This is a genomic window from Ruegeria sp. BC7, assembly GCF_056539165.1.
The window spans coordinates 213523-240404 of sequence record NZ_JBQFUL010000005.1; the positions used below are offsets into that span (position 1 = coordinate 213523).

At 54.9% G+C, this 26882-nt stretch carries 24 protein-coding genes; 14 read left to right on the forward strand and 10 right to left on the reverse strand.

Annotation, left to right across the window (positions count from 1 at the left end; translation table 11 throughout):
• The first annotated feature begins 39 nt into the window (after nt 1-39).
• From ACR0KS_RS14700 to ACR0KS_RS14710, 3 genes are all read left to right on the forward strand, one after another.
• Nucleotides 40-2085 carry an ASKHA domain-containing protein gene (locus ACR0KS_RS14700; RefSeq protein WP_170566526.1) on the forward strand — a complete coding sequence of 682 codons (2046 nt, stop codon included), beginning with the start codon at nt 40-42 and terminating at the stop codon, nt 2083-2085.
• 23 nt (nt 2086-2108) lie between these two features.
• A complete protein-coding gene (locus tag ACR0KS_RS14705; protein WP_170566523.1) occupies nt 2109-2966 on the forward strand; it encodes a methyltransferase domain-containing protein in 858 nt (285 codons plus the stop codon).
• 159 nt (nt 2967-3125) lie between these two features.
• Nucleotides 3126-4325 (forward strand): integrase arm-type DNA-binding domain-containing protein, encoded by a 1200-nt coding sequence (locus tag ACR0KS_RS14710; RefSeq protein ID WP_170566519.1) that lies wholly within the window; start codon nt 3126-3128, stop codon nt 4323-4325.
• Nucleotides 4326-4755: 430 nt separating this feature from the next.
• Here ACR0KS_RS14710 and ACR0KS_RS14715 read toward each other — a convergent pair whose 3' ends face one another.
• Nucleotides 4756-5220 carry a hypothetical protein gene (locus ACR0KS_RS14715; protein ID WP_170555305.1) on the reverse strand — a complete coding sequence of 155 codons (465 nt, stop codon included), beginning with the start codon at nt 5218-5220 and terminating at the stop codon, nt 4756-4758.
• 127 nt (nt 5221-5347) lie between these two features.
• Between ACR0KS_RS14715 and ACR0KS_RS14720 the strand changes: the two genes are divergently transcribed.
• The 6 genes from ACR0KS_RS14720 (at nt 5348) to ACR0KS_RS14745 (ending at nt 11136) form a co-directional block, all read left to right on the forward strand.
• On the forward strand, nt 5348-5863 hold the full coding sequence (locus ACR0KS_RS14720) for a DUF805 domain-containing protein (RefSeq protein ID WP_170566516.1): 516 nt from the start codon (nt 5348-5350) through the stop codon (nt 5861-5863).
• Between the two features lie 42 nt (nt 5864-5905).
• Nucleotides 5906-6676 (forward strand): hypothetical protein, encoded by a 771-nt coding sequence (locus ACR0KS_RS14725; RefSeq protein WP_170555311.1) that lies wholly within the window; start codon nt 5906-5908, stop codon nt 6674-6676.
• A 109-nt stretch (nt 6677-6785) separates the two neighbouring features.
• The gene (locus tag ACR0KS_RS14730; RefSeq protein ID WP_170555313.1) at nt 6786-7196 is read left to right on the forward strand and encodes a hypothetical protein; all 411 of its coding nucleotides are present in this window, start codon (nt 6786-6788) and stop codon (nt 7194-7196) included.
• A gap of 73 nt (nt 7197-7269) precedes the next feature.
• Nucleotides 7270-7488: a DUF3955 domain-containing protein gene (locus tag ACR0KS_RS14735; protein ID WP_170555315.1), complete on the forward strand. Its 219-nt coding sequence runs from the start codon at nt 7270-7272 to the stop codon at nt 7486-7488.
• Nucleotides 7485-7898 (forward strand): hypothetical protein, encoded by a 414-nt coding sequence (locus ACR0KS_RS14740; RefSeq protein WP_170555317.1) that lies wholly within the window; start codon nt 7485-7487, stop codon nt 7896-7898. The genes ACR0KS_RS14735 and ACR0KS_RS14740 overlap by 4 nt, the downstream gene beginning before the upstream one ends.
• Nucleotides 7837-11136 carry an autotransporter family protein gene (locus tag ACR0KS_RS14745; protein WP_480693254.1) on the forward strand — a complete coding sequence of 1100 codons (3300 nt, stop codon included), beginning with the start codon at nt 7837-7839 and terminating at the stop codon, nt 11134-11136. The genes ACR0KS_RS14740 and ACR0KS_RS14745 overlap by 62 nt, the downstream gene beginning before the upstream one ends.
• 404 nt (nt 11137-11540) lie before the next feature.
• On the opposite strand, the gene ACR0KS_RS14750 is transcribed toward ACR0KS_RS14745, so the two are convergent.
• Complete coding sequence (locus ACR0KS_RS14750) at nt 11541-11744, reverse strand: hypothetical protein (RefSeq protein WP_058283652.1); 204 nt, start codon at nt 11742-11744, stop codon at nt 11541-11543.
• Between the two features lie 236 nt (nt 11745-11980).
• Nucleotides 11981-12748 carry a helix-turn-helix transcriptional regulator gene (locus ACR0KS_RS14755; protein WP_348539544.1) on the reverse strand — a complete coding sequence of 256 codons (768 nt, stop codon included), beginning with the start codon at nt 12746-12748 and terminating at the stop codon, nt 11981-11983.
• 153 nt (nt 12749-12901) lie between these two features.
• On the opposite strand from ACR0KS_RS14755, the gene ACR0KS_RS14760 reads away from it, so the two are divergent.
• The 5 genes from ACR0KS_RS14760 to ACR0KS_RS14780 are packed head-to-tail and all read left to right on the forward strand — an operon-like array spanning nt 12902 to nt 17696.
• Nucleotides 12902-14002, forward strand: coding sequence for an ABC transporter ATP-binding protein (locus tag ACR0KS_RS14760; RefSeq protein WP_245218179.1), 1101 nt, complete (start codon nt 12902-12904; stop codon nt 14000-14002).
• 34 nt (nt 14003-14036) lie between these two features.
• The gene (locus ACR0KS_RS14765) at nt 14037-15200 is read left to right on the forward strand and encodes an ABC transporter substrate-binding protein (RefSeq protein WP_093962198.1); all 1164 of its coding nucleotides are present in this window, start codon (nt 14037-14039) and stop codon (nt 15198-15200) included.
• 38 nt (nt 15201-15238) lie between these two features.
• On the forward strand, nt 15239-16090 hold the full coding sequence (locus ACR0KS_RS14770; RefSeq protein ID WP_170566510.1) for an ABC transporter permease: 852 nt from the start codon (nt 15239-15241) through the stop codon (nt 16088-16090).
• Nucleotides 16091-16097: 7 nt separating this feature from the next.
• Nucleotides 16098-16919 (forward strand): ABC transporter permease, encoded by an 822-nt coding sequence (locus ACR0KS_RS14775; protein WP_010442232.1) that lies wholly within the window; start codon nt 16098-16100, stop codon nt 16917-16919.
• 18 nt (nt 16920-16937) lie between these two features.
• Nucleotides 16938-17696: an SDR family NAD(P)-dependent oxidoreductase gene (locus tag ACR0KS_RS14780; RefSeq protein WP_170343551.1), complete on the forward strand. Its 759-nt coding sequence runs from the start codon at nt 16938-16940 to the stop codon at nt 17694-17696.
• Nucleotides 17697-17831: 135 nt separating this feature from the next.
• On the opposite strand, the gene ACR0KS_RS14785 is transcribed toward ACR0KS_RS14780, so the two are convergent.
• From ACR0KS_RS14785 to ACR0KS_RS14815, 7 genes are all read right to left on the reverse strand, one after another.
• Nucleotides 17832-18581, reverse strand: a complete 750-nt coding sequence (locus ACR0KS_RS14785) for an Ntn hydrolase family protein (RefSeq protein WP_170566508.1) — start codon at nt 18579-18581, stop codon at nt 17832-17834.
• A gap of 11 nt (nt 18582-18592) precedes the next feature.
• Nucleotides 18593-19390 carry a transglutaminase-like domain-containing protein gene (locus tag ACR0KS_RS14790; RefSeq protein ID WP_170566505.1) on the reverse strand — a complete coding sequence of 266 codons (798 nt, stop codon included), beginning with the start codon at nt 19388-19390 and terminating at the stop codon, nt 18593-18595.
• 3 nt (nt 19391-19393) lie between these two features.
• Nucleotides 19394-20335, reverse strand: coding sequence for an alpha-E domain-containing protein (locus tag ACR0KS_RS14795; protein ID WP_170566502.1), 942 nt, complete (start codon nt 20333-20335; stop codon nt 19394-19396).
• Between the two features lie 2 nt (nt 20336-20337).
• Nucleotides 20338-21756 carry a circularly permuted type 2 ATP-grasp protein gene (locus ACR0KS_RS14800; RefSeq protein ID WP_170566499.1) on the reverse strand — a complete coding sequence of 473 codons (1419 nt, stop codon included), beginning with the start codon at nt 21754-21756 and terminating at the stop codon, nt 20338-20340.
• A 499-nt stretch (nt 21757-22255) separates the two neighbouring features.
• Complete coding sequence (locus ACR0KS_RS14805) at nt 22256-23488, reverse strand: permuted SH3 domain-containing protein (protein WP_170566496.1); 1233 nt, start codon at nt 23486-23488, stop codon at nt 22256-22258.
• A gap of 5 nt (nt 23489-23493) precedes the next feature.
• Nucleotides 23494-25449 (reverse strand): ABC transporter permease, encoded by a 1956-nt coding sequence (locus tag ACR0KS_RS14810; RefSeq protein WP_480693251.1) that lies wholly within the window; start codon nt 25447-25449, stop codon nt 23494-23496.
• 404 nt (nt 25450-25853) lie between these two features.
• Complete coding sequence (locus ACR0KS_RS14815; protein ID WP_170566493.1) at nt 25854-26570, reverse strand: ABC transporter ATP-binding protein; 717 nt, start codon at nt 26568-26570, stop codon at nt 25854-25856.
• Between the last annotated feature and the right edge of the window lie 312 nt (nt 26571-26882).

A 26882-nucleotide genomic window follows, 5' to 3' on the forward strand; every position in this document is an offset into this window, starting at 1 on the left:
TTGCGCGGAACACGCGCGAATACAAAAGGCAGGCCAGATATGACCACCGACCCCCTTGTCGTCTTTACCCCCTCGGGCAAACGCGGGCATTTCCCAGTTGGTACTCCGGTACTGACAGCGGCCCGGCAGTTGGGCGTCGATCTGGACTCGGTCTGCGGCGGGCGCGGGATATGCTCGAAATGCCAGATCACGCCCAGCTATGGCGAGTTTCCCAAGCATGGCGTCACCGTGTCCGAGGACGCGCTGAGCGAATGGAACGCGGTGGAACAACGCTATGAAGACAAGCGCGGGTTGAAGCCCGGTCGCCGTCTGGGGTGTCAGGCAACCGTTCAGGGTGACGTGGTGATCGACGTGCCGCCCGAATCTCAGGTCCACCGTCAGGTGGTGCGCAAGGCCGCTGCCGCGCGCGCCATCACCATGGACCCGGCCACAAGGCTGTATTTCGTGGTGGTCGAAGAACCCGACATGCATTCGCCCACCGGCGATCTGGAGCGGCTGGAACGCGCCCTGCGCGAGCAGTGGAAGATCGACGCCGTCACCGCCGATCTGTCGCTGATGGCCAAGCTGCAACCAGTTCTTCGCAAAGGTAAGTGGGAGGTTACCGTAGCCGTCCACAAAGGCCACAACGACTCGGTCGCGCGGATCGTGGAAATCTGGCCCGGCCTGCATGAAAGTGGCCTGTACGGTCTGGCCATCGACCTTGGGTCGACCACAATCGCCGCCCATCTGACCGATCTGGAAACCGGCGAGGTCAAGGCGTCCTCGGGCCTGATGAACCCGCAGATCCGCTTTGGCGAAGACCTGATGAGCCGTGTCTCCTACGCCATGATGAACCCCGGCGGTGATCAGGAAATGACCAAAGCCGTGCGCGAGGCGATCAACGACCTGACCACCTCGATCGCGGATGAGGCCGGGATTGACGCCGCGCTGATCATCGAGACGGTTTTTGTCTGCAACCCGGTCATGCACCACCTGCTTCTGGGACTGGACCCGGTTGAGCTTGGGCAGGCTCCGTTCGCTCTAGCGACCTCGGAAAGTATGTCCCTACCCGCGCGTGAGATGGACCTGACCAAAATGAACCCCCGCGCGCAGGTCTATATCCTACCCTGTATCGCGGGGCATGTTGGGGCCGACTGTGCCGCCGTTGCCCTGTCCGAGGAGCCGGGCAAATCGGAAGACCTCGTGCTAATCGTGGATGTTGGCACCAATGCGGAAATCCTGCTGGGCAACACCAGCCGCGTACTGGCCTGCTCGTCGCCCACCGGCCCCGCGTTTGAGGGCGCGCAGATCAGCTCCGGCCAACGCGCGGCCCCCGGCGCGATTGAACGGATCGAGATCGACCCCACCACCAAGGAACCCCGCTTCCGTATCATCGGGTCGGACAAATGGTCCGATGAGGACGGGTTCGATCAGGACATTGCCACCACCGGGATCACCGGCATCTGCGGCTCGGGCATTATCGAGGCCGTGGCCGAAATGCGCATCGCCGGGCTGCTGGACGAAAGCGGCCTGATCGGATCAGCCGCGCAAACCGGCACCACCCGTTGCGTGCCCGAAGGCCGCACCCACGCCTTTCTGATCCACGATGCCAGCGCCGAGGGCGGCCCGCGTATCACCGTGACTCAGGGCGACATCCGCGCCATCCAACTAGCGAAATCGGCGCTATACGCTGGCGCGCGCCTGTTGATGGATGAGATGGAGGTCGACACCGTTGACCGCGTGGTTCTGGCCGGGGCGTTTGGCGCGCATATCTCGACCAAACACGCGATGGTTCTGGGCATGATCCCGGATGCGCCGCTGGACAAGGTCTCAAGCGCGGGTAATGCCGCGGGAACCGGCGCGCGGATAGCGCTGTGCAACATCGGCGCGCGCAAAGAAATCGAGCGTGTCGTGCGCGAGATCACCAAGGTTGAAACTGCCATCGAGCCTAAATTTCAGGACCATTTCGTCGCCGCCAACGCGATCCCGCATAAGACCGACCCGTTCCCAGAACTGGCGCAGGTGGTCACGTTGCCCTCGCCTTCATTCAACACGGGCGGCGGGGATGAGGAAAAATCTGGCCGTCGCCGTCGCCGCAGGTCATAGTCCCCGCATAGATCGGAGGCGACATGGCAACAGCAAACGAAGAACAGGCGGAGTTTTGGGCGAATTCGCCATCGGGCGCGAAATGGCTAACCTATGAGAGCCAGATGGACACGCTGTTGGCTCCGGTTTTGGATTTGGTGCTGGATCGCGCCGCCCTTCAACCGGGCCATCACGTGTTGGACATTGGCTGTGGCACCGGGGCAAGCACGGTACAGGTCGCTCAGGTCGTTGGCCCAAACGGGCACGTTCTGGCTGCCGACTTTTCACAGCCGTTTCTGGATCGGGCGGCTGAACGCGCCCGGGCTGCCGGGCATTCTAATGTCGGTTTTCAATACGCAGACGCGCAGACCCACCCATTTGACGAAGGCGATCGAGACGCCATGATCTCGCGCTTTGGCGTGATGTTCTTCGATGATACGGTTGCTGCCTTTGCAAACATGTCCCGCGCCCTGAAGCCCGGCGGACAAATGACCTTTGCCGCTTGGGGCCCGCTTTCTGGCAACCCCTGGTTCTTTATCCCGCACGTTGCAGCCACCGCGCGCCTCGGGACTCCGCCAAAGGTGGATCGCAACGCGCCCGGACCTTTGGCCTTTCACGATCAGGATCGCGTTACAGGTTTGCTGAAAGACGCCGGGCTGACTGACATCAAGGTCGACGCAGTTGATCTGACCTTGCCGGTACACGGCACGCTAGAGGACTGCGCTGCACTCTGTACCCGCGTAGGCCCAGCGGCTCGGGTGATCGCCCATTTCGACGGCAGCCCCGAAGATGTCGCTGCCATTCGGGACGCAGTAGCAGGTGAATTCCAGCCCTATCAGGCAAGAGATTTGGTCAAAGTACCCGCGCTCATCAACCTGTTTCAGGCACGTCGGCCCGAGTGATTGGAGCGGGTAGCGCGCATCATGTTGCTGTTGCAACATGTTGCAAATTGACCCACCACCCCAACACTTATTGCATTTTGAAAATTCGACCTGTATCGGATTTTGTAAACTTGTTGCAAATAACCCCACCGCAAGTGTGGGGCAGAATGTGGAGCAGATATGGCAAGAGGCAATAACCGTCTTTCCGCAACTCAAGTAAAGAACGCCGCGCCCGGAAGCGTCGTGCAGGACGGAGGCGGCCTGTCACTTAAACGATCCGAAACCGGTGGCCGTTGGACATTCAGATTCCAGATCAATGGAAAGCGGCGAGATATGGGTTTGGGTTCCTACCCTAACATGTCCCTATCAGATGCGCGCAAAGAACGATCCAAGTGGGCCGCCTTCGCGGAGCGCGGCGAAGATCCGATTGTGGAACGTGAGCGCCAGCGCCTAGAGGAAGAGAAAAGCCAGAACGACCCGACGTTCGAGGAAATGGCCGAAATGGTATTTGAAGGGCGCAAGGAGCGTCTGCAAGGCGATGGAAAGCGCGGCATGTGGTATTCACCCCTCAAGAACCACGTAATACCTAAGATCGGCAATCGCAGGATCAGCACCCTGCACCAGCGCGACATTCACGACGCTCTGAAACCAATCTGGCGCACCAAACACGAAACGGCAGACAAGGCGATGTATCGAACGCGCATGGTGCTGCGACAAGCGAAGTTGATGGGCTATGAAGCTGAACCCTTCATTTGTGACGCAGCACGTCACATGCTGGGCTACGTCGAGCGCGTTCAAAAGCCCCTGCCAGCGACACCATGGCAAGAAATACCGGATCTGTATTCGCGGCTGGACAAGGAACACCCTTCCTACCTGGCTCTGCGATTTGCGATCCTGACGGCAGCGCGCGGGATGCCCATTCGCGGGGCTCGATTCCATGAGATTGACGGCGACGTGTGGACGGTCCCACAAGAGCGTATGAAAGGCGAACGAGGCAAAGTGCAGGATTTCCGTATCCCTCTATCGACTGAAGCCATGAACGTGGTTGATATATGCCGCGAACTACGCCGCAATGACTTCCTGTTTCCAAGCCCGAGGACGAACAAAGGCGTCAGCGACGTTGCCATGGCGAAGGTACTGAACCACCTGAATGAAGAGGGTCGAATACACGGCTTTCGGTCGTCGTTAAGAATGTGGATTCAGGATAATGAAACGGCAAGTTTCGAAGTCGCGGAAACGGCCTTAGGTCATTCCATCGGCAATAAGGTGGAGCGGTCCTATGCGCGCTCGGATCTGCTGGACAAGCGACGCGTCCTCATGCAGAAATGGGCCAATTTCGTAACCCAGGCCGAAAGCAAGATTGTGCAGCTTGGCGGTTAGATCGGCGGCGGCTCGGTTCGTCTACGACACAATTTTTTGTGCACTCTGGGGGCAAGACCTAAAAATAAGCATATTTTCAACTGCAGCTTCACACCAAATTGCGGACGTTCGACCTAATTTGAGCTGTGACCGCTCTGCGGACAGAGCCGCCATCCACTTAGCACAAGGCACTGACCGCACTGAACCCAAACCTGCCGTTCAACTGCTCTGCGCGTTGCTGCGCTATTGCCTGTGAAACCGGACTTTCGCCGCGCGTGCAATATTTGAGGGTTGTTCGAAGTCCATTCAGTTGGACTGCGCAGATCTTGGCCCAGACTTACACCTCGACATCACACAGCCGCCGATCCTCTCCCCGGGTCCAGCAGCATTTTGGCGCTTCTCAGCTGACTTTGGACCAATCGCCGGTCTCCACTTAGATGCAAATCCTGGCTCACAGCCCGACCAGCCCAAGGTTTTTGAAGAGTGACTGCGCGTCTGCGTTGGTCAAAGGAATGATCAGTTGGTCTCCCTCGACGCCTTCGATGATGTTCACCGAGCGAAGCAGGTTTCCATCCACTCTGATGTCGAGCGAACCACCCACAGATTCCTTGGTGAATGCAGCAAGGGCAGCGGCAGCGCCTGGCTTTAGGCTTAGCTCGACAAGAGACTGGCCATCCGGACCTTCGCGTATTTCGCCCCTAATCACTTCCTGCGCTGTTACGAGGATAGGACCAAGCTGAAGCGGCGCTGTTGAGGCATTGATCACGCATATCGGATGGTTGCCGGGGTTTCGCCCCCCTCCCAGATCAAGGCATTGGTCGACATAGGTGGCTTTCTGTATCTCAGAACCAGCCCAGAATGCGATTCCGGCCACAATGAGTATGGCGAAGGTCAACGTATTGCGCGTTGAAAACATCGGCATTTTCCGTCTGATTAGCCGCGTCAGGCGACGGAACAATCCGTGGCCGATGGCTTGACCCGTAAACAAATAACTAAAGAATAACGGGGCAACATGAGCAAAGCCACTGATAAGGACGCTTGATATGGGATTTGTACAATCGATAAAGGTCTGTCTCTCGAAGTATGTCGTTTTTTCGGGGCGGGCGACTCGTTCGGAATACTGGTGGTTCGTGCTATTCGTTATCTTGTGCAACATCATCTTTTCGATCCTGGACGGGGCAATTTTCGGCATCAACCCAGAAACCGGCGAAGGCACGGGTATCTTTAATCCCTTGTTTCAAGTTGCGATTTTTTTGCCAATGCTGGCTGCTGGCTGGCGCCGATTGCACGACAGCGGGCGCCCCGGATGGTATCTTCTTCTACCAATGGCCTTGGGGTTTGCGACCATGATTGCGCTTCTGAGCGGCGTTGCGGTCTTCACCGTACTGGAAGGTGGTGTTGACGATCCAGAGGTGCTACGCGGACCAGCGGCGTTTCTCGGAGCGACCGGTATGATGGTGGTTTGGGCGCTGCAATTGGTCTTGACGGTCATGATGATCTGGTGGCTGACCCGGCCGTCGCAAGACGGGGACAACGCGTATGGTCCGCCGGCGGCGTAGGACATTTGCCAAGCTAGCTTTTGATACAGAGAGGAAACAGGAATGAAGCGTAAGATATCATTGGCCCTTGCGGTAGCCTGCCTCATCGCCTCGCCAGTCTTTGCAGAGTGGACTTTCGTCGCCGGACCGACGGCAAATGCGTTCATTCAATCCAGCGACTCAACTCTTGAACTTCAATGTGACCGTATCCGTTTTGTGCCCGCGGGCTATGAGGATAGCGAAGACATTGTGGCCAAGCAGGGATTATCGATCCGTTTCATGAAGGATGGAACGACAGAAGCAGGTGCCTTCCAGATCGGACCAGAGAACGCCAACACTCAGATCGTCGACAACTACCCCGTCGAGATCTTGTTCAACAGTGCGGAGGATTACGGCTTCGTTCTGGATCAATTGGCAGCAAATGCCTCGGTCAATCTTTCTATGATCGATCAGGACATCACTTATGGGATCTTCGATTTGGCGGGTTCGAGCGCGGCCATCAAGTCGCTCAGGTCTGCCTGTGGCGGGGCGACACAGCAGACAGCGAGCACCGAGGCTCCGGAGGGCGTAGTCTATTGCGGTGGCGGCGCCGTGAAACGCCAGATCGAATACGTGATCCTGAACTCTCCGGACGGTGAATGGGATGCATTGCTCACCGTGAATGGTGAGGTGACGCGGGCCATGACCGCCTACAGTTACTTTGGCAATGCAGAAGCCCCGAAAGGGTTCGTTGTTGCGCTTCTTGGTGAGGACAGATCAGAAGCCCTGATTTTCCGGGATGCGGGAGCGGACTGGTTGGAATACGGGGATTATCGTTATGACAAGTGTAACTGATGCTTTGGCAGAGTTACGCTCGCAGAAACGAACGGCCAAAGTCTTGAGGAGTCTCGGGGTTTGGATCGCAGTCTGGCTTGCCTTAATCACACCGGCAAGGGCCGCCGATGTGTCCGATCTGCCTGAACAGTTGCAGGAAAAAGTACAATCCGCCCGACAAGCTTGCGCAGAGTTCGACAATGGCACCTTCTACCTCGAATGGAAGGCCGTTGACCGGGTCGATCTGGACGGCGATCTATATCTCGATTGGGTGCTGAACGAGCGGGGGTTCGCCTGTTCGACAGCCGCATCGCTTTACTGTGGAACAGGTGGATGCATGTCGCACTTTCTCGTGCATGATAAAGTCTATTCCTTGTTGAACCAGGGCTGGGACTTGGCAGATCTGGGACCGAGCAAGGTCCTTCTAGCGGACGTCCACGGTTCGCAATGCGGCGGTATCAATCCGACACCTTGTGCGGCAGCCAGCATTTGGGACAGCGAAGAGAAAAAATGGCGAACAACTGCCGCTGAGTGGGAGTGACCCGCGTGAGAAACATCGCCAGAGCGCTGCAATGATTTGCGCCACCCAAACTATGCCAACGGAGTAAGGCCACATGAGAAAGCTGACACTCATCTCCCTTTTATTGCTTGGCTTGGGCCTTGCGCTCTGGGCCGGATATGCGGTTCAGGGCTCTTATGTCGATGAAGATGGCGTGTTGCAGGAGCATTTCCACCTCCTTGCCCTTGGTTGGGTTTTCACCTTCGCAGGGGCTGTTGCTCTAATGGGATCGCTCGTTTCAAAGTTCATGAAGCAGAGGACGACCTCCGAATGAACACTAAAAGCCAAGCCGTGATTATCCTTTGTCTGGTTTGCCTGTGCGGCCCAACGAACGCAGATGGTGTTCATTTTTCAGGCCTGTACGTGCCAGAAGGCCTGAGTTGCGAAGATGGTGCACAAATCTCTGAAGAGTATGGCGATCTTCGAGCAGGATATGTCATCTATGACGATGAAGGTCGTAAATCGGATGACGCGGATTGCGCCTATGCGCAAGTTCAGGCCCTGCGCGGGACATCTCTGCAAATTGTCGATCTTGAGTGTTCTTACGACGGCTCGTCGTATGAATACCGTCAGGTGCTGTCACCCCTGAGCAACAATCGCATGTTGGTTGTCAACGGGCTTGATGACGGAACTTCGATCTATCAGGTTTATACGTATTGCGGTTGGGTTCCTGAGGGTAACTAGCGCCACGCACGCATCGCTGGCAGAGGTAGGCAATATGAAAAACAAACAACTCGCACCGCGACGCAAGGCTTGTTTAGTGTGCACAACAGCGCTTTACCTGACGTTTAGTGTTAGTGGCGAAGCCGCGGCGCAAGGGTATTGCAGTGCCGTCACTGGTACAGGATTGAACCTTGGTTGCGCGGAGACGCTCGCCAATACCTCAACCGGTACACTCGGCGCTGCAGATGTTTTTGTGGACCCCGTCATTGGCCGCTTTGATGGTCTGGTCTGGGACTCAGACACGATGTCAGGGCTTGCACTTGGGGGGTTCCGAACCCGTGAATCAATTGCATTTTCCAGATCAGTATATCGCTCTTGGGAGAATGTTTTCTTTGGGTCAACGAGAACCGACGGAGGGAAAACGGCCCTGGACGTGTTTGCATTCCGCGATCCGCCTTCGGGCCCCGGAAACGTTCAAGCGACTTTGTTGTTTGATCGACTAACGCTCGAGAACACCTCTTTGACGATCCGGGACGGGGTAAGTTCTGCTGGTACTCAGACCGGTCAGATCGTCAACCTGAGTCTCGGCTTTGGCGCAGCCGGTATCGGGCGTGGCGGTGGACTTACGCTTCGCAATAGCGATTTGATTTTTCGGGATGGAACCCGCCTTTCAATGAACTCGCCGGATGGCGGACCTGCGTTCATCAGAGCCGAACGCGGAACAAACGAATTGCGTTTGGGAAGCAACCATATATTTGGTGTGCCGCTTACTGTCGACGTTGCAGACGGGGCGCGCCTTGACTTGGTCGGCACCACCATCGAGCCGTTTCTTGATAGTTGGTTGACCGTTGGTCAGGGTGCGGAGCTACAACTTCGATCCAACTCAGTTCTGGGTTTAACAAAGTCGAACGGCTCCGCTACGCCTTCCTCTGAGATCACGGGGGGTACGCTTCGCCTTGAAGGTGCGGGGACGGAGCTACAATTGACCGATCCTCAGATAACTGACGGCTCTATCCTTCTTGAAACGGGCGCCAAGTTTCGTGTTCAGGACTCCAACAATGCCGCAAGCGCGTTGACATTCGCAGGAAACAGCACACTGCGCTTCGAAAGTGGGGCTTCTGCCGTTGCCGGCTCTGTGACGGGGCCGGACGATTTAACGGTGAACGTGCGCGCGGGCACGACAGTCGTTTCGTCGTCAACGCTGATGGATGTAGGCGCAGGCTTGCGCGCAAGCAACATTGCAATAAATCAAGGGACGTTGGACATCTCCGGCCTGAGTGCTCAAAGCGACTTTTATGACAACTTGTCTGCGCTTTCTGTGGAGAATGCTGGAACGTTCCTGGACGCTGGATCGCAGGTATACTCTGGCCTCGATACTCTGAACGTCGATGGCGGCACATTGCGCTCGCTGGCCACATTTGGGTCTTTTTCTGGCCCGAGTGGGCCAATGGCCGCACAACTAAACGACAGCACGATCGACCTTTTTGGGGCATTGCCTCCTGCGTCTGGCATCGCGCCGGGTTTGGCAAGCTTACGACTGAACGCAGAACAAGCGCAGTTCTCGGGTGACAACAATGTACGCATCGGGATTAGTCCCTCCGGCGAGTGCTCGGTCTCTGGGGGTAGCTGCATTCCGGGAACAACGAGATACAGTGGGCAACTGATCACCAATGTGGCAGGAACTGCACCAAGTCTGACGGGGTTCGACACTGTCTTTTTCGTGCCACTCGCAACTGACCAAAATGCCGGTGCCGCAGATTATGTGACCGGCGGCGTAAGCGGCATCTACACTGTTGCCTTGAATAATCCGGCAATCGGACTTCCGGGCACCACCGCAGCCTACGATGCGAGGCCGCGCACTCCAACGGCTACGGACTTGGCATCCGCCGGTTCAACGCTCCCGGCAAATCTATTGTATTCCATCGTGAACGACCCGCTCGCAGACGATCAGGTGGACATAGCGTTCATAGACGTCGGATTAACAAATAACCCATTCATCACCTCCACCTACACACCTCAAACAACCACGTCCGTTGCCACCAATCCAAATACAGGCAATCAGACAACAACTACGGTCGTTACCACGCCGTCGGGCGGCGGCGCGACCCAAACTGTAACCACAACGATCACAGCACCCGGCGGTGGGGTGATTTCCACGAACACGGTGACAAACACCTTGGGACCCGCAACTGGGACGACAAATACCCAAAACCTTGGACAGTTGGTCTCGTCCAATGGTCAAAGCCTTCCTTACAACTCCCTGCAACAGGTCAGCACGCTGCACCCGGAAGCCTATGCCTCTTTTATGACTGTCGCATTGGAGCACAGCGATCTGCGCCGCAACATGGTTCTTTCGAACGCCAATGGGCGCGCCACCGGCAATGGCCGTATCGAGGGATTGACCGACGAAGGCCGGAATGTCTGGTTCGATGCTGGTCTGACCAGAGGGCAAGTCGATGCCGATGGCGGGCTAGCAGGGTTTGATTATGATCTTAACCAGTTCATCCTCGGAGCCGACATTTGGGCAGACAATCGTCGCCGCTTTGGCGCCTATCTTGGTTACGGCACCTATTCGATGACAGATCACACAACCTCGACCGATACGCTCGACTTTTCCTCTGACGCGTTCAGCATCGGCGCGTACGGCGTGGTGGAGTCGACGAATTGGTCTTTTTCAGGAATGGCTGGTGTATCATGGGGTGACACAGACGCGACCCGGGACGCGGTTACTGGCTCAAGCGTAAATCGTCATACGGCAAACTATGATCATACAACATACGAGATTGCTGCGCGCGCGGAATACACTGCCCTGCCATCACGTGGTGGTTGGCATCTAGCACCGGAGGTCGGTCTGGGTTACGCTCGCTATGAACAAAACGGATTTACTGAAGATGGCGACTTGGCAACCGCATTGGCGGTAGACAATGCAACTGCGGATAGTCTGATCGGAAGCGTAGGCATCAACGTGACTGGGCCGGCATTTGCTGGTGGTCTAATACCTCTTGGCTTCATGCGTTATGAACACGATTTTCTTGCTGCATCCGACGAGACACACGGAATTGACGCGACCTTTGCCACGTCCCCGGGCATTTCTCAGTCTTTTGTCGGCACCCATCGAGGCGAGAACGCAATCTCCGTCGGCTTGGGTCTTGCAACGACCGTGAACGCGTCCGTCGATGCTTCTGCGGGGGTTGTCTTCCAAAAAAATACAAACGGCGATGAATTCGGTGGCGGCTTAAGGATCACTTGGCGTTTCTGACTCGGTTTCCGTCGATGCCTTGGATTGCGAGGCAAATCAAATATCCGCAATACTTCAACCAGCCAATTAAGTCAGTTGAGAGACAACACTCGTGAAGCTCGAAGCTCGCCGCCTGAACTTACAAATCCAAGGTCTTCTTTGGGCTCGGAACAGCCATTCGCTGCGCAGTGCATCAGTGACCGCAGTGCGGACAAAGCGGTCTGTGGTTCTCCAATCAAATCGGCCGACCTTGGGTTTACAGTACACGGTTGTGGAGAGTGAGAAGGATTAGTTGTCTTCACTTCCGGAAGTATAGTGTCTCAATTGGCACCCTTATTGCATGCTGAGCAGGACGTTATGGCTCACGAGCGTCCAGATACCCTCCGGTTAAGCCCTTTTGAGTGTCAGATGGTATCGTCCCAAAATTAGGTTGTTGGTTGTTCGGGTGCATCACCCAGAGCCAGCAGCAAAAGAATAGCCAAAAGGGGTGATCCAACCAGACCGATCAGGAACCAGATCAAACCAGACCGGTTGCGCCGCCCTGCCATCGTGATCGGCAGGATATAAAGCCAGATCACGACAACCAGCAAGATGAGCATAAAAATCAACTGGATAACTGGTGCGTCCATGAAATTTTGCCTTTCGTATCTTGACGCCATTTTTAAAACGGCTGATCCGGTTAGATAGACAATGGCCCGAAAGCGTTTTCGGGTATTAATTTAGCCCAACATGGGTCCCGGGCGTCCCAACCCTCTCCCTTTGGGTTCCTTGGCTATCAGACAGTGCCGTCCAAATGTTTGGTGTTTTCCGGGTCACAAGGTAGCAAGGTCGGCAAAACGGATAAAGTGGGTGTTCAAGGAACCTTTTAAAGTGCCTTTTCAATGAACTTTGAAAAAAGCTCACCCTGCGAATTGATCCTAAGTTTCGCGTAAATGTTGCGTCTGTGGATGCGGACTGTGCCTGGAGAGATGCCGAGAATTGTGCCGACAGCTTCTGCCGAATGGCCCTTCAACGTGAACTCAACGACTTCGCGTTCTCGTGGTGTCAGAACGCCATCGCCAAATGCCTGGAAAGCAAGATCGACGCGACGACTAACGCCATTCGCTGCGGCGCCGCGGGCCAGTGTTGGAAAGTCACTCCAATGTTTGCAACAGGCTGCCCGAACGAGCGGCCATAGAGCGTGCAAATGACGAATTTCCTTGGCTGAAAAAGGCTTCACTGATCGCATGAGCGAGACCACAACCATCCCAGTGCTCGGGATATCGATAAAGTAGCCAATCTCCTCTGCTAACCCAGTCCTTTTGTAATAGCTGCGATAGTATTCGCCCTGATAGAACCTGTCCGGTGCGATATCGCGCATGCGGTACAGACCCGGTGTTATCGGTTTTGTCGCGGCCAAAAAAAATGGATCAAGTACGTAGGGCCCTGCTTGGTAATCCTCAACAAAAATACGCCGTTTGCTTTTGGGAAAATCGTCGTGAAGGTCTATAGGCGCTTCGGTTCCGACATGGCCAAACACCACCGTAAAATCGAATGGTGCGACCTGCCGCAAGCCATCTGCCAAAGCACATGGAAATTCTGGGGTTCCGATCTTCTCCACGACCCTGCCGGCCTCTTCCATCCAATCGTACACGCGCCGCTCCAGATTTTCGAAAAGCACCTCTATACCCCAATTGTGGTATATACAGTTATTCCGAGTTATTGTTACTTTTTCTTTGTTTGAGTGGTATGCCAACAAATGCCAAAAAATCAAGCAAAAGGAAAACGGCAGTATATGAGCTTTGACATGAGCGTCACCATGCAGACGATTGCGGAACTCCGAGGAGTGACCAAGACCTTCGGGAATGTGGTCGCCGCCAAAGACCTGAATCTTTCCATTGGGAAAGGAGAGTTCCTGTCGTTCTTAGGCCCATCTGGTTGCGGCAAAACCACTGCGCTTAGAATGTTGGCAGGTTTCGAGAAGCCAACCGAAGGTCAGGTGTTGCTCGATGGAGAAGTCGTCAACGACTTGGATGCGCACCATCGCCCAGTCAACATGGTGTTTCAGCACTATGCTCTTTTTCCTCACCTAAGCGTGTTCGACAACATCGCGTACGGCCTGCGCCAACAACGACCACGCGTAGACAAACAAACAATCGCGACAAAGGTTGAGCAAGCGCTGGAAACTGTCCGTCTTGGTGGGTTTGGCCCACGTCGCATCTGGGAGATGTCTGGTGGTCAGCAGCAACGCGTCGCTTTGGCGCGTGCGATCGTAAACGAGCCCAAGCTTTTGCTGCTTGATGAACCAATGGCTGCTCTGGATCGAAAGCTTCGAAAAGAAATGCAGTTTGAACTGCAGAACCTGCAACGACAACTGGGAATAACTTTTGTCCTCGTCACGCACGACCAAGAAGAAGCGCTTTCAATGTCCGACCGAATTTGTGTGATGGAAGGCGGCAGTATTGTGCAGGTTGGCAGCCCACGCGAACTCTATGACATGCCCCGCAGCCGCTACGTGGCTGGATTTGTAGGCACCTCAAATTTCTTTGATGCAACTGTGACTGACTCAGCAGCCGACCAAATCACTGTGCGTTTAGCGAGTGGCCAAAAGGTGCGCGGAACTCCGGAGATTCCAATAGATGCAGGGCAGGAAGTGTGCGTTAGTATCCGTCCTGAACAGATCACGCTGACCCGCGCGCTACCCACAGCTGAAATCGCTCTGCCAGTTACCATTCAAAATCGGATCTTCCTTGGGGAGCACACAGAATACCTTGCGCGCAACGAAGCACTGGGTGATTTCCACGTACTTGTGCCAAGGCAAGCGGAATTGAACGAGGGGACGTTCAATGCAGGAGAGCAGGCCTTTGTTTCATGGGGCGAAGGCGCACTGCTGATCCTGGAAAAATAACAAATCCCGCAATCCAACAACAGAGAGGTTCACAATGACCAAGGATAATGGGACTATTTCCAAGCAAAAGTTCATGGAAGAGCTTCGCCGGTACCAAAAGGGTTCGGTTACACGGCGACATTTCTTAGGCGTGACAGGTCTTGGGATGGCAACGGCCGTTCTGGGCACGGCCATTCCTGGGTTGCGTCCACGCCCGGCATTTGCTGCCGGGGACATTGGCGACCGAGTGATCCTCGCCACATGGCCGAACTACCATGACGAGATGAACTTCGAAGCCTTCACGGAAGCCACTGGCGCCCATGTTCAGGTCAATGTTTTTGGCTCGAACGAAGAGATGTTGGCAAAACTACAGGCTGGAGGGTCTGGCTGGGACGTTTTCGTTCCAACCAACTACACGATCACTACGTATGTGGGTGAAGATCTGATCATCCCGCTCGATACTTCCAAACTGCCAAACTACGACGCAGGTTCATTCGAACAGCGCTTTTCCGATGCCGGTTCTGTCGATGGCCAGCTTTACGCGGTGCCAAAAAACTGGGGCACGACTGGCTTTGCAGTGAACACCAGCAAGCTTGACGGCGCTCCGACTCCAACCACATGGAAAGAGTTCTGGGACCTTACTATGGAAGGTTACTCAGGCCGGACAATGGTGCATGATTACCAACTCACCACCATCGGTAATGCCCTGAAATACTTCGGCTACTCCTTCAACTCGGTCGATGAGAAGGAACTGGCGGATGCCGAGAAATTGTTGCTGGATGCCAAACCGCATCTGTTTGCAATCTCGTCGGATTATCAGCCACCGATGCGTAACGGTGACGCCTGGATGACGATGTGCTGGACAGGTGACGGCAAGCAGATGAATGTCGACATGCCTGAAATCGCCTACGTTCTGGGAACTGAGGGCGGTGAGCTCTGGTCCGACTACTACGCTATTCCTAAGGGCGCACCCCATATGGATGCCGCTTATGCCTTGATCGACTTCCTGCTGAACCCGGAAGTTAATGCGAAAGAAGTCCTCGCTCACGGCTATCCATCGGCTGATGCTCGCACCAATGCGTTGCTGCCGAAGGAACTACTGGAAGATCCGATCCTTTATCCGGCAGCTGACCTTCTGAATGCACTCGAGTTCGGCGCGGCGGCTACACTAACCGATCCAAACCGTGCCGAGTTGCTCGCCCGCTTCAAGTCGGCCTAAGCGGCAAGGCCGCCAATATCGGAAAAGACGAGGACAAAATGACCGAACGAGGCAGAAAAGCACTGTTGCTGGCTCCAGCAGGAATATGGCTTTTGGTAATGCTAGCCCTTCCTCTGCTGGTCGTCTTCGTCTTTTCCTTTGGCGAACGGGGTGCCGCCGGAGGCTACGTTCCAGCGTTCACGTTGGAACAATATGCCAACCTTCCTGCGCGATGGACGGCGTTTAAGAACACTTTGATCCTTGCACCTCTGGGGACTATCGCTGCGTTGGTAATTGCCTACCCGCTCGCCTACTTTCTTGCGGTGCGTTGTTCACCAAAGTGGAGAACTTCGCTGTTGATCCTAGTGATCGTGCCGTTCTGGACATCGATCCTGATCCGGTCATACGCTTGGATTTTCATCCTTGGGGGGCGTGGCTTGCCCGCTTTACTGGGGTCGATCGGCATCGATGATATCCGCCTGATAAATACGCCGTTCGCTGTGCTTGTCGGGATTGTCTATGGGTATCTACCTCTGATGGTTTTCCCGATTTTTGTAAGCTTAGACAAACTGGATAAACGCCTTCTGGAAGCATCGGCTGATCTCGGCTCTACCCCATGGCGTACGTTCCGTCAGGTGACACTTCCTTTGTCGGTACCTGGTATCGCAACTGGCTGCATGCTGGTCTTCATCTTGCTGATGGGCGAGTTTCTGATCCCAGCGATCTTGGGCGGCGGAAAGGTCTTTTTCGTCGGAAATGCGCTGGTGGACCTGTTCCTGCAGTCTCGGAACTGGGCGTACGGATCGGCGGTCGCAATGACTCTGGTTGTCGTAATGCTTGTCACTGTCTCAATTTACATGAAATTCATCTCGCGCCTGGGTGGCCAGCGCGAAGATGTCTCGCTGATGTGAGGGTCCGATGCGCTTATACGCGATTTGCGTCTACCTTTTTCTCTATATTCCAATCGGCATCATCGCGCTTTTCAGCTTTAATGCCGGACGACACGCAAGCCAGTTCATGGGGTTCTCGACCCAATGGTATGGTAAAGCGCTGAACAACCCATTTGTAATGGACGCGCTCGAGACCAGTCTGCTTGCGGCATTCATAACTGCTTGCCTCGCATCCACTCTCGGAACCATGGCGGCCATCGCTTTACAAGGGGTTAAGGGATGGCTCCGAACTTTGTTTGATGCGATGATTTATATTGCAATAATGATACCCGGTATCGTCATCGGCATCGCGACACTCATTGCCCTGGTCACCGTATTCGGCTGGCTAAACCCGCTTCTTGCAAGCCTATGGCCCGATGGAGCAAATCCCCCGCAACTTTCCATGGGGATGCCCACGCTTGTCGCCGCACACACCATGTTCACAATGGCGCTGGTCATAATCATCGTACGTGCAAGGCTATCGGGTATGGACCGCGCGCTCATGGAAGCTTCGGCTGACCTCTTTGCGACGCCCTGGGGCACCTTTCGACAGGTGACCCTGCCGTTGATAGCACCGGCAATTTTGGCAGGCTTCCTGCTCAGCTTCACTTTCTCATTTGATGATTTCATCATCGCGTTCTTCGTAGCTGGCTCAGAAACAACCCTGCCAATCTACATATTCTCATCCATCCGGCGCGGCGTAACACCCGAGATCAATGCCATCGGCACTATGGTTATGGGCGCGTCGCTCTTGTTGCTCGTAGCAGCGCAGCTGCTTTTGCGCCGAGGCGCCTCAAAATCGAATAATTAAATAAAGGAGCCAAGTGACATGCGGCTTGCAGGTAAGGTCGCGCTCGTGACGGGCGCGGGATCAGGAATTGGTCGGGCGGGTTCAATGGCAATGGCACAAGAGGGTGCGCATGTTGTGGTAACCGATCGCGATGCAACCCTTGCTGAAGCCACTGTGGCCGCGATCGTAGCGCAGGGAAATCAAGCATCTGCCATACAGCTTGATGTGACCGATGACGATGCCCTTACCAGAACCATAGACGAAGCAGTTAAAAACTTCGGTCGGCTTGACGTGTTGCACTCTCACGCTGGGTTGCAGATCGAAGGAACGCTGGAAGAAGTGGAACCAGATGGAATGGATGCTTCTTGGGCATTGAATGTCCGCGCTCACTTCATTGCCGCGCGTGCAGCCGTCGCCCATATGAAATCACAAGGTGGAGGCAGCGTGATCGTCACGGCCTCCAATTCTGGGGTTCAATATGACCGGGGTATGATCGCCTATGCGACTACAAAGCACGCTGCTGTTGCGATGGTCCGGCAGATGGCAGCCGACTACGCTGTCCATGCAATCCGTTTCAATGCCCTATGTCCAGGATTTGTAGACACCCCTTTCAATGCAGGCTTCGAAAAGCAGATGGGAGGCCGTGCCAAACTGGAAAGCTACATCGAGCAGGCGATCCCCATGAGTCGATGGGCGACAGTTGAAGAGATTGGCCATGGGATCGTCTATTTAGCTTCAGATGAATCCGCTTTTATGACGGGGCAAGCCCTGGTTATCGATGGCGGTGAATGCATTTAGTGATGGGTTAGACCGCTCAAGAGAATGTCTATCGCCGCAATTCATTTTGGCGAGCACATTTAAGTCCGCTTTGGGCTCGAAGCGGTCGTTCGCTGCGTCGGGCATGAAAGTCTGCTTTGCGGACAAAGCGGACGCTCAATCTTTTGATTTTCGCCCCGATTTGTATTCTGGAAGTTTGGCCAAGGCCGACTTCAACGCGTCTCCCCATCCGTCGGAAACAACGCGAAAGTACTGGTCGTCGGACTCGAATCTTGACCGCGTACCGCCGTCAAGGCTGTCTTCATCGTAGAGAAGCAGGTCGAGCGGAGCACCGACAGACAGATTGGCCTTAATCGTGGAGTCAAAACTGACAAGCAAGAGTTTCACGGTTTCTGGGAAACTCATTTCCGGATCGTAGGCTCGCACCAGAATAGGACGGCCATATTTTGTCTCACCGATCTGAAAGAACGGGGTGTCGTCGCCTGCCTCGATAAAATTGCCTTCAGGGTAGATCAAAAACAGGCGAGACGGGCCGCCGTTGATCTGGCCTCCAACAATGAGCGTCGCGTGAAAAGTGCTGTCAGCTTGCTGACCGGACCGGGCATGCTCCTCGATGACGTCGTTCAGCGTAGCCGCGACCAGTTGCGCAACTTGAAACATTGTCGGTGCTTCTAAGATCGATGGTGAACGATCTGCCGGCGCTTTTGTTCGTTCTTCCAGAAGGCTTATTGTGGCCTGAGTGGTCGCAAGGTTTCCGGCAGTTAGGATTGTGATCGAACGGTCCCCTTCTACCGCCCAATTGAACATCTTGTTGAAGGTCGAAACATTGTCCACGCCTGCATTCGTGCGCGTATCGGACATAAACACCAGCCCGTGATTCAGCCGCATGCCCACAGCATAGGTCATCAATTTCTCCGTTACTGCTGTGCGACCTGCAACTGCACTGTCAATTGCTCGCCCGCTGTCCCAATTCTATTCCCTATTACCGGTGCGGCTTGGGCATAGTCCAGCCCGGTTGCGACGCGGACGTATCGATCGTCAGGCGAGATCCCGTTTGAAACGTCAAACCCGACCCAGCCAAGCCCGTCCAAATGCACTTCGGCCCAGGCATGGGTCGCGTCCTGCAGTTCCGTTTCGTTCATCATCAAGTAACCCGATACATAGCGTGCTGGCACTCCGATCTGTCGCGCGCACGTAATGAAGATATGAGTGTGGTCCTGACACACGCCGCGCCCAGCTTTGAGGGCATCTTCTGCGCCCCAGCCCGGGTGCGAACTTCCAATTTCATACGCGACCTGAGTTCGAATGTTTTCGGACAGGGCATGCATCTGTTCCAGCGGTTCGCTTTTGGGTAACGCGCCTATCAGTTCGGCAACCCCTTTCCCCGGCGTTGTCTGCGGGGTACCCCTATTGAACAGCCACAAGGGTGTCGACCCTTCGTGACGCCCCAAGACGCCGTGGGTGTCTTCCACCTCAACAACGCCTTCAGAGATCAACGAAATACTTTGGGTGTTTGCGTCGAAACTGATCAATTCCACGGTGTTACGGTGGTAGTCTTCAAACGTCAGTTCTTTTCGCCCGCCGGTGATTTCTGTGTTCCAACTTTCAATGCTTTGATTGCGAAAGGACTTTGGTGTCTTCCTCAGCTGTTGCAACCCGAAGGGAACTGGTGCGTCGAAATCGTATCGTGTCTCGTGTCGAATGTGCAGTTTCATTGTCTACTCGTAGAACCGGTAATCAATCTCGATCTGACGGCTTAAGTTGCCGAGGTCGGTTAGAAAGTCCTGAATGTATTCGTGAAGTCCGATTTCAAAGATATTCGAGATCTTCTGATCCAGGTATTTTTCGTAGAGAGCATTAGACGCCTCGCACGAAGGCCCGGCAAAGCCATAGTCTTTCTTCAGGTATGACAGGTTCTCTTGAATCTTTCTGCAGCAAAAGTGAAGGCTGCGAGGCATCCGCTGATCCAAGATTAGAAACTGGGCAATGTCAGACGGCCGGGTTTTCTCACCATGGGTCATTCGATACCCTCCACCAGCGCCGACGGAACGCAAGATGCTTTCCCATTGGATGTTGTCCAGTGACGAGCCGACCGAGAAGGCTGTGGGCAGAAGAACATAGTATTTAACGTCCAGAATGCGCCCGGTATTGTCTGCCCTCTCGACAAATGTGCCAATGCGGGTGAAGTCGAAAATGTCATTGCGCAGCATGGTCCCCAAGGTGGCACCGCGAACCAGAGCCGCCTGTTGACGAATGAGTTCCAGCGTCGCAGGCAAATCCCGCTCATTCACGCGGCGCTTCATGACCTCGTCAATCTGCATCCAAGTAGCGTTTACAGCACTCCACACATCGTGGGTCAGTGCTGTCCGAACAAGGCGCGCGTTGTCTCGTGCCTGCTTGATAACCGACTTGATCGAGGATGGATTGTCCGCATCCCGAAGCACCCAATCAACAGCGTTGTCCTTGGTAATATCATCGTACTTGGCGTGGTATCCATCCAGAACTCCAGCCGTTTTCAGAACTGACCCCCATTCCTCGGCGGAGTTCTTAGTCCGGGTCAACGCCATCCTTTGACCTGTCTCCAGCAGCCTGGCCGTGTTTTCCGCGCGCTCCAGGTATCGGGACATCCAGAACAACCCGCCAGCAGTTTTTCCCAGCATGGTCAGTCCTCCAGAACCCAGGTGTCTTTGGTCCCGCCGCCCTGGCTCGAGTTTACGACCAGCGAGCCTTTTTTCAGCGCTACGCGGGTCAATCCACCGGGTGTGATTTTGATCCCGTCGGGAGACACCAAAACAAACGGCCTTAGGTCGACATGTCTGGGGGCCAGCCCCGAACGTGCGAAGATTGGAACCGTTGAAAGAGACAGTGTCGGCTGAGCAATATAGTTCGCTGGCCGCGCTTTGAGCTTGTCCCGGAAAGCAGAAATCTCTTTTTTGCTGGCGGTCGGGCCAATCAACATACCGTAACCGCCAGACCCATGCACTTCTTTCACAACAAGCTCGGACAGGTTGTCCATGACGTAAGACAGCGAGACAGGGTCGCTGCATCGCCAGGTTGGAACATTCTGAAGCAGAGGCTTTTCGCCCGTGTAAAATTCGACGATCTCGGGCATGTAGGAATAGATCGCCTTGTCATCGGCAATACCCGTTCCGGGTGCGTTCGCGATCGTGACGCCGCCTGCGCGATAAACATCCAGAATGCCTGGCACGCCCAATGCACTATCAGGGTTGAAATTCAATGGATCCAAGAAGTCGTCATCAACCCGGCGATAAAGCACGTCGATGGGTTTATAGCCTCTGGTGGTGCGCATGCAGACGCGCCCGTCGACAACGCGAAGGTCGTGGCCTTCGACCAATTCCACGGCCATTTGATCAGCAAGAAACGCATGTTCATAGTAGGCTGAATTATAGATGCCGGGGGTTAACACCGCGACAGTGGGTTCTCCGCCTGCGCAAGCTGGCGCACAGGCCGCAAGAGACCGCCTCAGATTGCGGGGGTAGTCGGAAACATTCCGAACATTGGTCGCGCTAAAAAGCTCGGGGAACATCTTTAGCATCGTCTCCCGGTTCTCCAGCATATAGCTGACCCCGGATGGCGTACGAGCATTGTCTTCCAGGACGAAAAACTCGTCTGGGCCGGTTCGCACCAGATCGACGCCGACAATGTGCGTATAGACCTGACCGGGTGGTGAGACCCCAAGCATTTGCGGCAGGAAGGCCTCGTTTCCGGCAATCATCTCAGCTGGTACACGCCCGGCCCGGACAATTTCTTGACGGTGGTAAATGTCATGTAGAAATGCGTTGATTGCCCGCACCCGCTGTTCGATACCGCGTTCCAACCGCTGCCATTCCCGCGCTGAAATAACTCGTGGCACGATATCAAAAGGTATCAGACGTTCTTCGGCCTCGGCTTTGCCATATACGTTAAAAGTGATGCCCGTCAGCCTAAAAACTTTTTCGGCTTCGCGCTGTTTCGCCCTCAGTCGTGATACGTCTTCCGCGTTGAACCAGCGGCCGATCTCTTCGTATGGACCTCTGAGTGATCCATCGCCATTGAACATTTCATCAAAATACTCACTCATGCTTTAAGTTTTACGCATAGATCAGATTTTTCAAGTCATTCAGGCTTGGTTGGAAGCTGCCTTTTGAAGGAGCGTCTAATTTTCAGGCTAACTGGATAACGTGATGATCTTAACAATGTAGCGTTATACGTGTTTCCAGTTGAAGTCACATTCACTGTTTTGCGCTGAACAGTAACTGGTTGTGTGCTGCATTTGAACGCCCGCATTGGGCTCGAAGCAGACCTTCGCTGCAATTAAGTCTAACGCCTGCCATGCGGACAAACCAACCGTTCGGCAGCAAACTCCGAAGTTTAATTTTCGCGCGTCATTCGTAGAGCACTCAACACCCTAGGTCCCTAGCTGATAGGAGGCAATCTGAGTCATTCACTGCTCACCACAAGAACCACCGAACTCAGACTTTCCTCGTGCCAAGGCGGTAGATTCCGAACAATGTTAACAGATCTGTGCACCTCAATATGGTGACATGATCATCGTAATCAACTGAGCTGAGTGGGTCGGGTTAGTGAAATGTCAACCGTTTTGTGATCCGCGTTCCGTCGACCAATCCTGCAGATGGGTAGAGCACAATTAAGTCATCCGCGTTCAAACCACTGGCGACGCTGGCATGCACGCCATTGGTCGCAGAGATTTCGATCGGTTGTTCGAAGATTTTTCCATCTTCGACGAGAAACACAGACCAGCCCTTGTGTGCCCGGAACATTGCACTGGCAGGAATAATCAACGCTTCCGGATCTTCCTGAATTACGATCCGTACTTCTACCCGGTACCCGTGGCCCAAACGGCCGTTGGATACATCGGGTGCTTCCATTGAAATCACAACGTTTACGCGCTGTTCCTCGACCCCCAAGGCCGAGAACTTTGTAAATCCAAGCGGATCTATGCGCTCTACCGTTCCGTCAATCGGCTTCCCCCCGCCCCATTCGTCAATAATAACACGATCGCCCACGGACACCTGAACAGCATCAGAAGACAAAAGTTCGGCAACGACCTCAAGGTCTCCGTCGATGTCGCCGATTTCCAGGATGGGAGCCCCCGCAGGCAGCGTAATTTCGTTTTGCTGTATTACTTGCAGAACCCGCCCAGTCGCAGGCGCCAGCAGCGGGATCACTTCGTCCGAGTGTGATATAAGTGCCGACGCAATGCCGCGGTCGTCAAATCCGATCAGCTGAGCACGCGCATTCGCCAGTTCCGCTGTTCGAACCGAAATGGCAGCCTCGGCACTGTCGACTACGGCCTGTGCGACTCGGCCTTCGCGCTCAGCGCGGGCCAGCGCCGCCTCACTGATGCGGCCGTTTTTCATCAGCGACTCCGCGCGTTCCAAATCTTCTTCCGCCAGCGCCAGATCTGCGACCGCTTTGTTTAGATCGGCGCGGGCCACGCGGAGAGCAGCTTCTGCAGCAGTGACCGCCGCGCGGGCCTGTTCGCGCGTCCGTACATCCAGCATGGAGGGATTGGTGGGCAACATGCGTGCGATGACCGTTTGATCCGCGACAACCGGATCACCCGGTTCGACACCAACGCGGAGCAGTCGTCCGGCAACTGGTGTCGCCACAACATATGAATCGTGCACACGCGTGCGCCCCTCTTCATCAACCGTGACGATTAGGTCCCCAACTTCAACCTGAGCCAGATCCACCGCCACCGCTCGAGGCCAGAACGCTACAAGCAACACGATCGCAATTATCACAATGGTGACGATCGAAAGCACCCACCGTGATTTTTGTTGCGCCATCAGGACTACTCCTTAATTTTCAACGCTTCGACCAGGTCAACCCGGTCCACATCTCGCTTTACAATCCACCCAGAAACTATTGAAGCGGCCAGAACCACCAGCACCGCAGTGCCATACCCGCTGGGATTAAACACGCTTGGAACCTGATAAATGTCGGTGCTAAAACCTGCCGATATCGCAAACGACAAAAAGTAACCCATGAGTGCTCCGAGAGGCAAAGCAACGAGTACGACAACCGCCAACTCCCCCAAAAGCACATAAGATGCTTCGCCCTTCGTGAACCCGATGACGCGCAGGCTTGCCAGATCACGCATGCTTTCAGAAAATGAAATGCGCGCGGTGTTATAGATGATCCCAAAGGTGATCACAGCCGCGATGAGCGCCATCAAATAACGGGTGGACCCTGCGCCTTCGTTCATGATCTTTTGCATCGCTTGCTCCGCATCACGCTTGACCGAGATCCCGGCCACCCGCGGCAGTTCTGCAAAGTAAAGCTGCAAGGCCTTAAGCCGATCGGATTCCGCCGACAAATAGACTGCTGAGACACGCCCCGGTTCTTTGAGTATCCGGTTAAGCCCTTCGAGGGACATATACGCAGGAGATCCAAGCAAAGTTTCCGCCACACCCGTAACTTGTACAGTCAAGTTCGGTCGCCGCCCCTCCAGCACGTCAATTTCGATGGTATCACCGATTTCCGCATTCAGGACTTTCGCCAAAGCAGTCGAAAGCACAATGCCATTCGTGTGAAGTTCTACCGGTTCCAAGTCTGACTTCAAAGCTCGGTTCAAACGCGCGCCTTCTTGCAGCCCGTTTACGGCACCACGATACTGGCGCAATCCATGCCGAAACTCCACAGGCACCACACGAACGGGCTCAACGGCATGAACGCCGTCAAGCGATGCAAGCTCATACTGAACCGTATCGGAGAGCGGATGTGTAAAGCTCACCATGGCATCACTGCGGTCAATTACGGAAAACGTCATATCAATGGTCTTGTCGAAGCCGGCCAGAATGCTAACCATACCAACAGACAGCGCCATCCCGCAGGCAATTCCGACGATCGCGCCGAGGATACGGCCGGGTTGCCTCACAATGCGACGCATCACCATTCGGGTTGGCTGGTCCAATAGTCTTTTCATGCGCGGACCGAAGGCCCCAGTCTTGCTGTAATCCACAGGCGCGGGAGGTCGCATAGCGATCGCGGGTGTGAGACTGAATACCGATCTAAGAACGAGAATTGCGCCTGCTGACGCCGCCAAGACACTTACTGACACTCCAAGAGCAAAGGCACCCGCACTGATCTGGAAAACGAGGAACGGAAACTTGTAGTACGTCTGGTAAACACCCGATAATAGGCGCCCCGACAGGATCCCAAGCGCCCCGCCGAAAACGGCACCACACAGTGCGATCACCAAGACAAGTTTGAAATAGTGAATGCCTATTTCAAGGCTGGTGTACCCGAAGGCTTTTAGTATTCCTATTTGTTCTCGTTCGGATTGGATCATTCGGGCAATCACGATATTGAGCAGGAACGCCGCGATAGCCAGGAAGATCGGCGGCACCACCCCAACTGTTGCGCGAAGACCAGCGATTTCTTCTGTCACGAACCTGTTGGACGCTTGATCTTCCAATCCGTAAGCGCCCAAACCTCCATATTTGTCGAGTAGGCGGTTTGCCCCGGCGATCACCTCCTGCGTATTGGCATTTCTTGAGAGCAAGAGCAGCGCCTCGTTGAAAGCCCCCTTCATGTCGAAGGCTGCTGCCATGGCATCCTCCAACATCCACAAAACGGCAAAGCGTGTGTCGTCCGGCACAATTTCTCCCGGAGCGGCGATGTAGATGAACTCCGGGCTTTGCGCCAATCCGACAACAACAAAGGTTCTGCGAGCGCCGTTCATTGTCGCAGACAGACTATCACCAGGTGCCAGACCAACGGCGTCTGCAAAGCTCTGCAACAGCAAGACTTCGTCATTGCGCCCGACACGGGGCGCGCGACCGCGTGTAAGCATGAAGTTGTTGAGGAGCGGACGAGCATCCCGCGGTATTGAAAGTGCCGTGGCGCGCACGGGTCTGCCAGCCTCTTCCAACGTAATCAGAGCCCCGCCAATCACCCGCCCTTCAACCGCCGTAACGCCGGGCAGATTGGCCAAATGCTGCAGCACCGTTTGCGGCGCGCGCGTGGCTGGAGCAAAGACATCCGCAAGGCGGTAGCGTTCGTAATACGTGCTGCGTGTCTCGGAAAGCGTACCAACCAAACCGGTCATCATCACGAGGGTCATTACACCCAATGCGATAACACTGGCTATCGCGACGGCTTGCCCTTTCAAGCGGCGCAAAGTCCGAACTATTTTCTTGTCAAGCGGACTCACCAGTTGATCTCGTCAGGTGTGAGCTTTTCGGAATTGACCTGAACGTCTTGGATCATGCCGTCTGCAAACTTTATTACCCGGTCTGCCATATCTGCTGTTGCAGCCGCATGTGTTACAATGAGAACAGTAGTATTCAGTCGTTCATTGACGTCTTTCAGCACCCGAAGCACGGCCCGACCTGTCTGGCTGTCGAGCGCTCCAGTCGGCTCGTCGCAGAACAAAACAGTGGGTGTTTTCGCAATGGCACGCGCGATGGCTACGCGTTGCTGCTCACCCCCTGAAAGCTGCGCTGGAAAGTGATCCTTCCTTGCGTCCAGCCCGACAAGGCCCAGTGCATCCGCGGGTCGCATCGGGTTCTGTGCAATTTCGGTGACCAATTCCACATTCTCTTCGGCTGTAAGGCTGGGCATGAGATTGTAGAACTGAAACACGAACCCGACATGATGGCGCCGGTATAGCGTCAAGTCGCGATCCGAAAGGCTTGTTAGCTCTGTACCATCAAACCACGCGTGCCCGCCCGATGCACGATCGAGGCCTCCGAGTATGTTCAGTAAAGTGGACTTCCCGCTGCCGGATGCACCGAGCAAGACGACTATCTCACCTTTCGGGATTTCAAAGTCAACACCCCGCAGAGCGTGAACGGCGGCTTCCCCTTCCCCGTACACCTTAGATAGAGCTTCCGTACGAAAGGTATAACCAGGCAGGTTTTTCATAACGACACACTGTAATAGCAGCGAAGACGGGTCAACACGTTCGCAAATATGGCAACATGTCCATTGATCCATGCTCTCTATTTATGTCGAACGCTAAATGCCGGACCTAAACCCAATTTTTCCTTGGAGTTGTGCCACGCATTGCCCGTTAGCGACTGGGATTGATAGTCCGCTTCGGGCTCAGAGCGTCCGTTCGCTGCATCAGGCCTGAATATCGGCTCTGCGGACAAACTGGTCGTTCGCCGCTGCGCGGCAATGCACGAATTTGTAGCTCCAGACATGGATGGGCCAGCTCCAAGAGTGAATAGACTG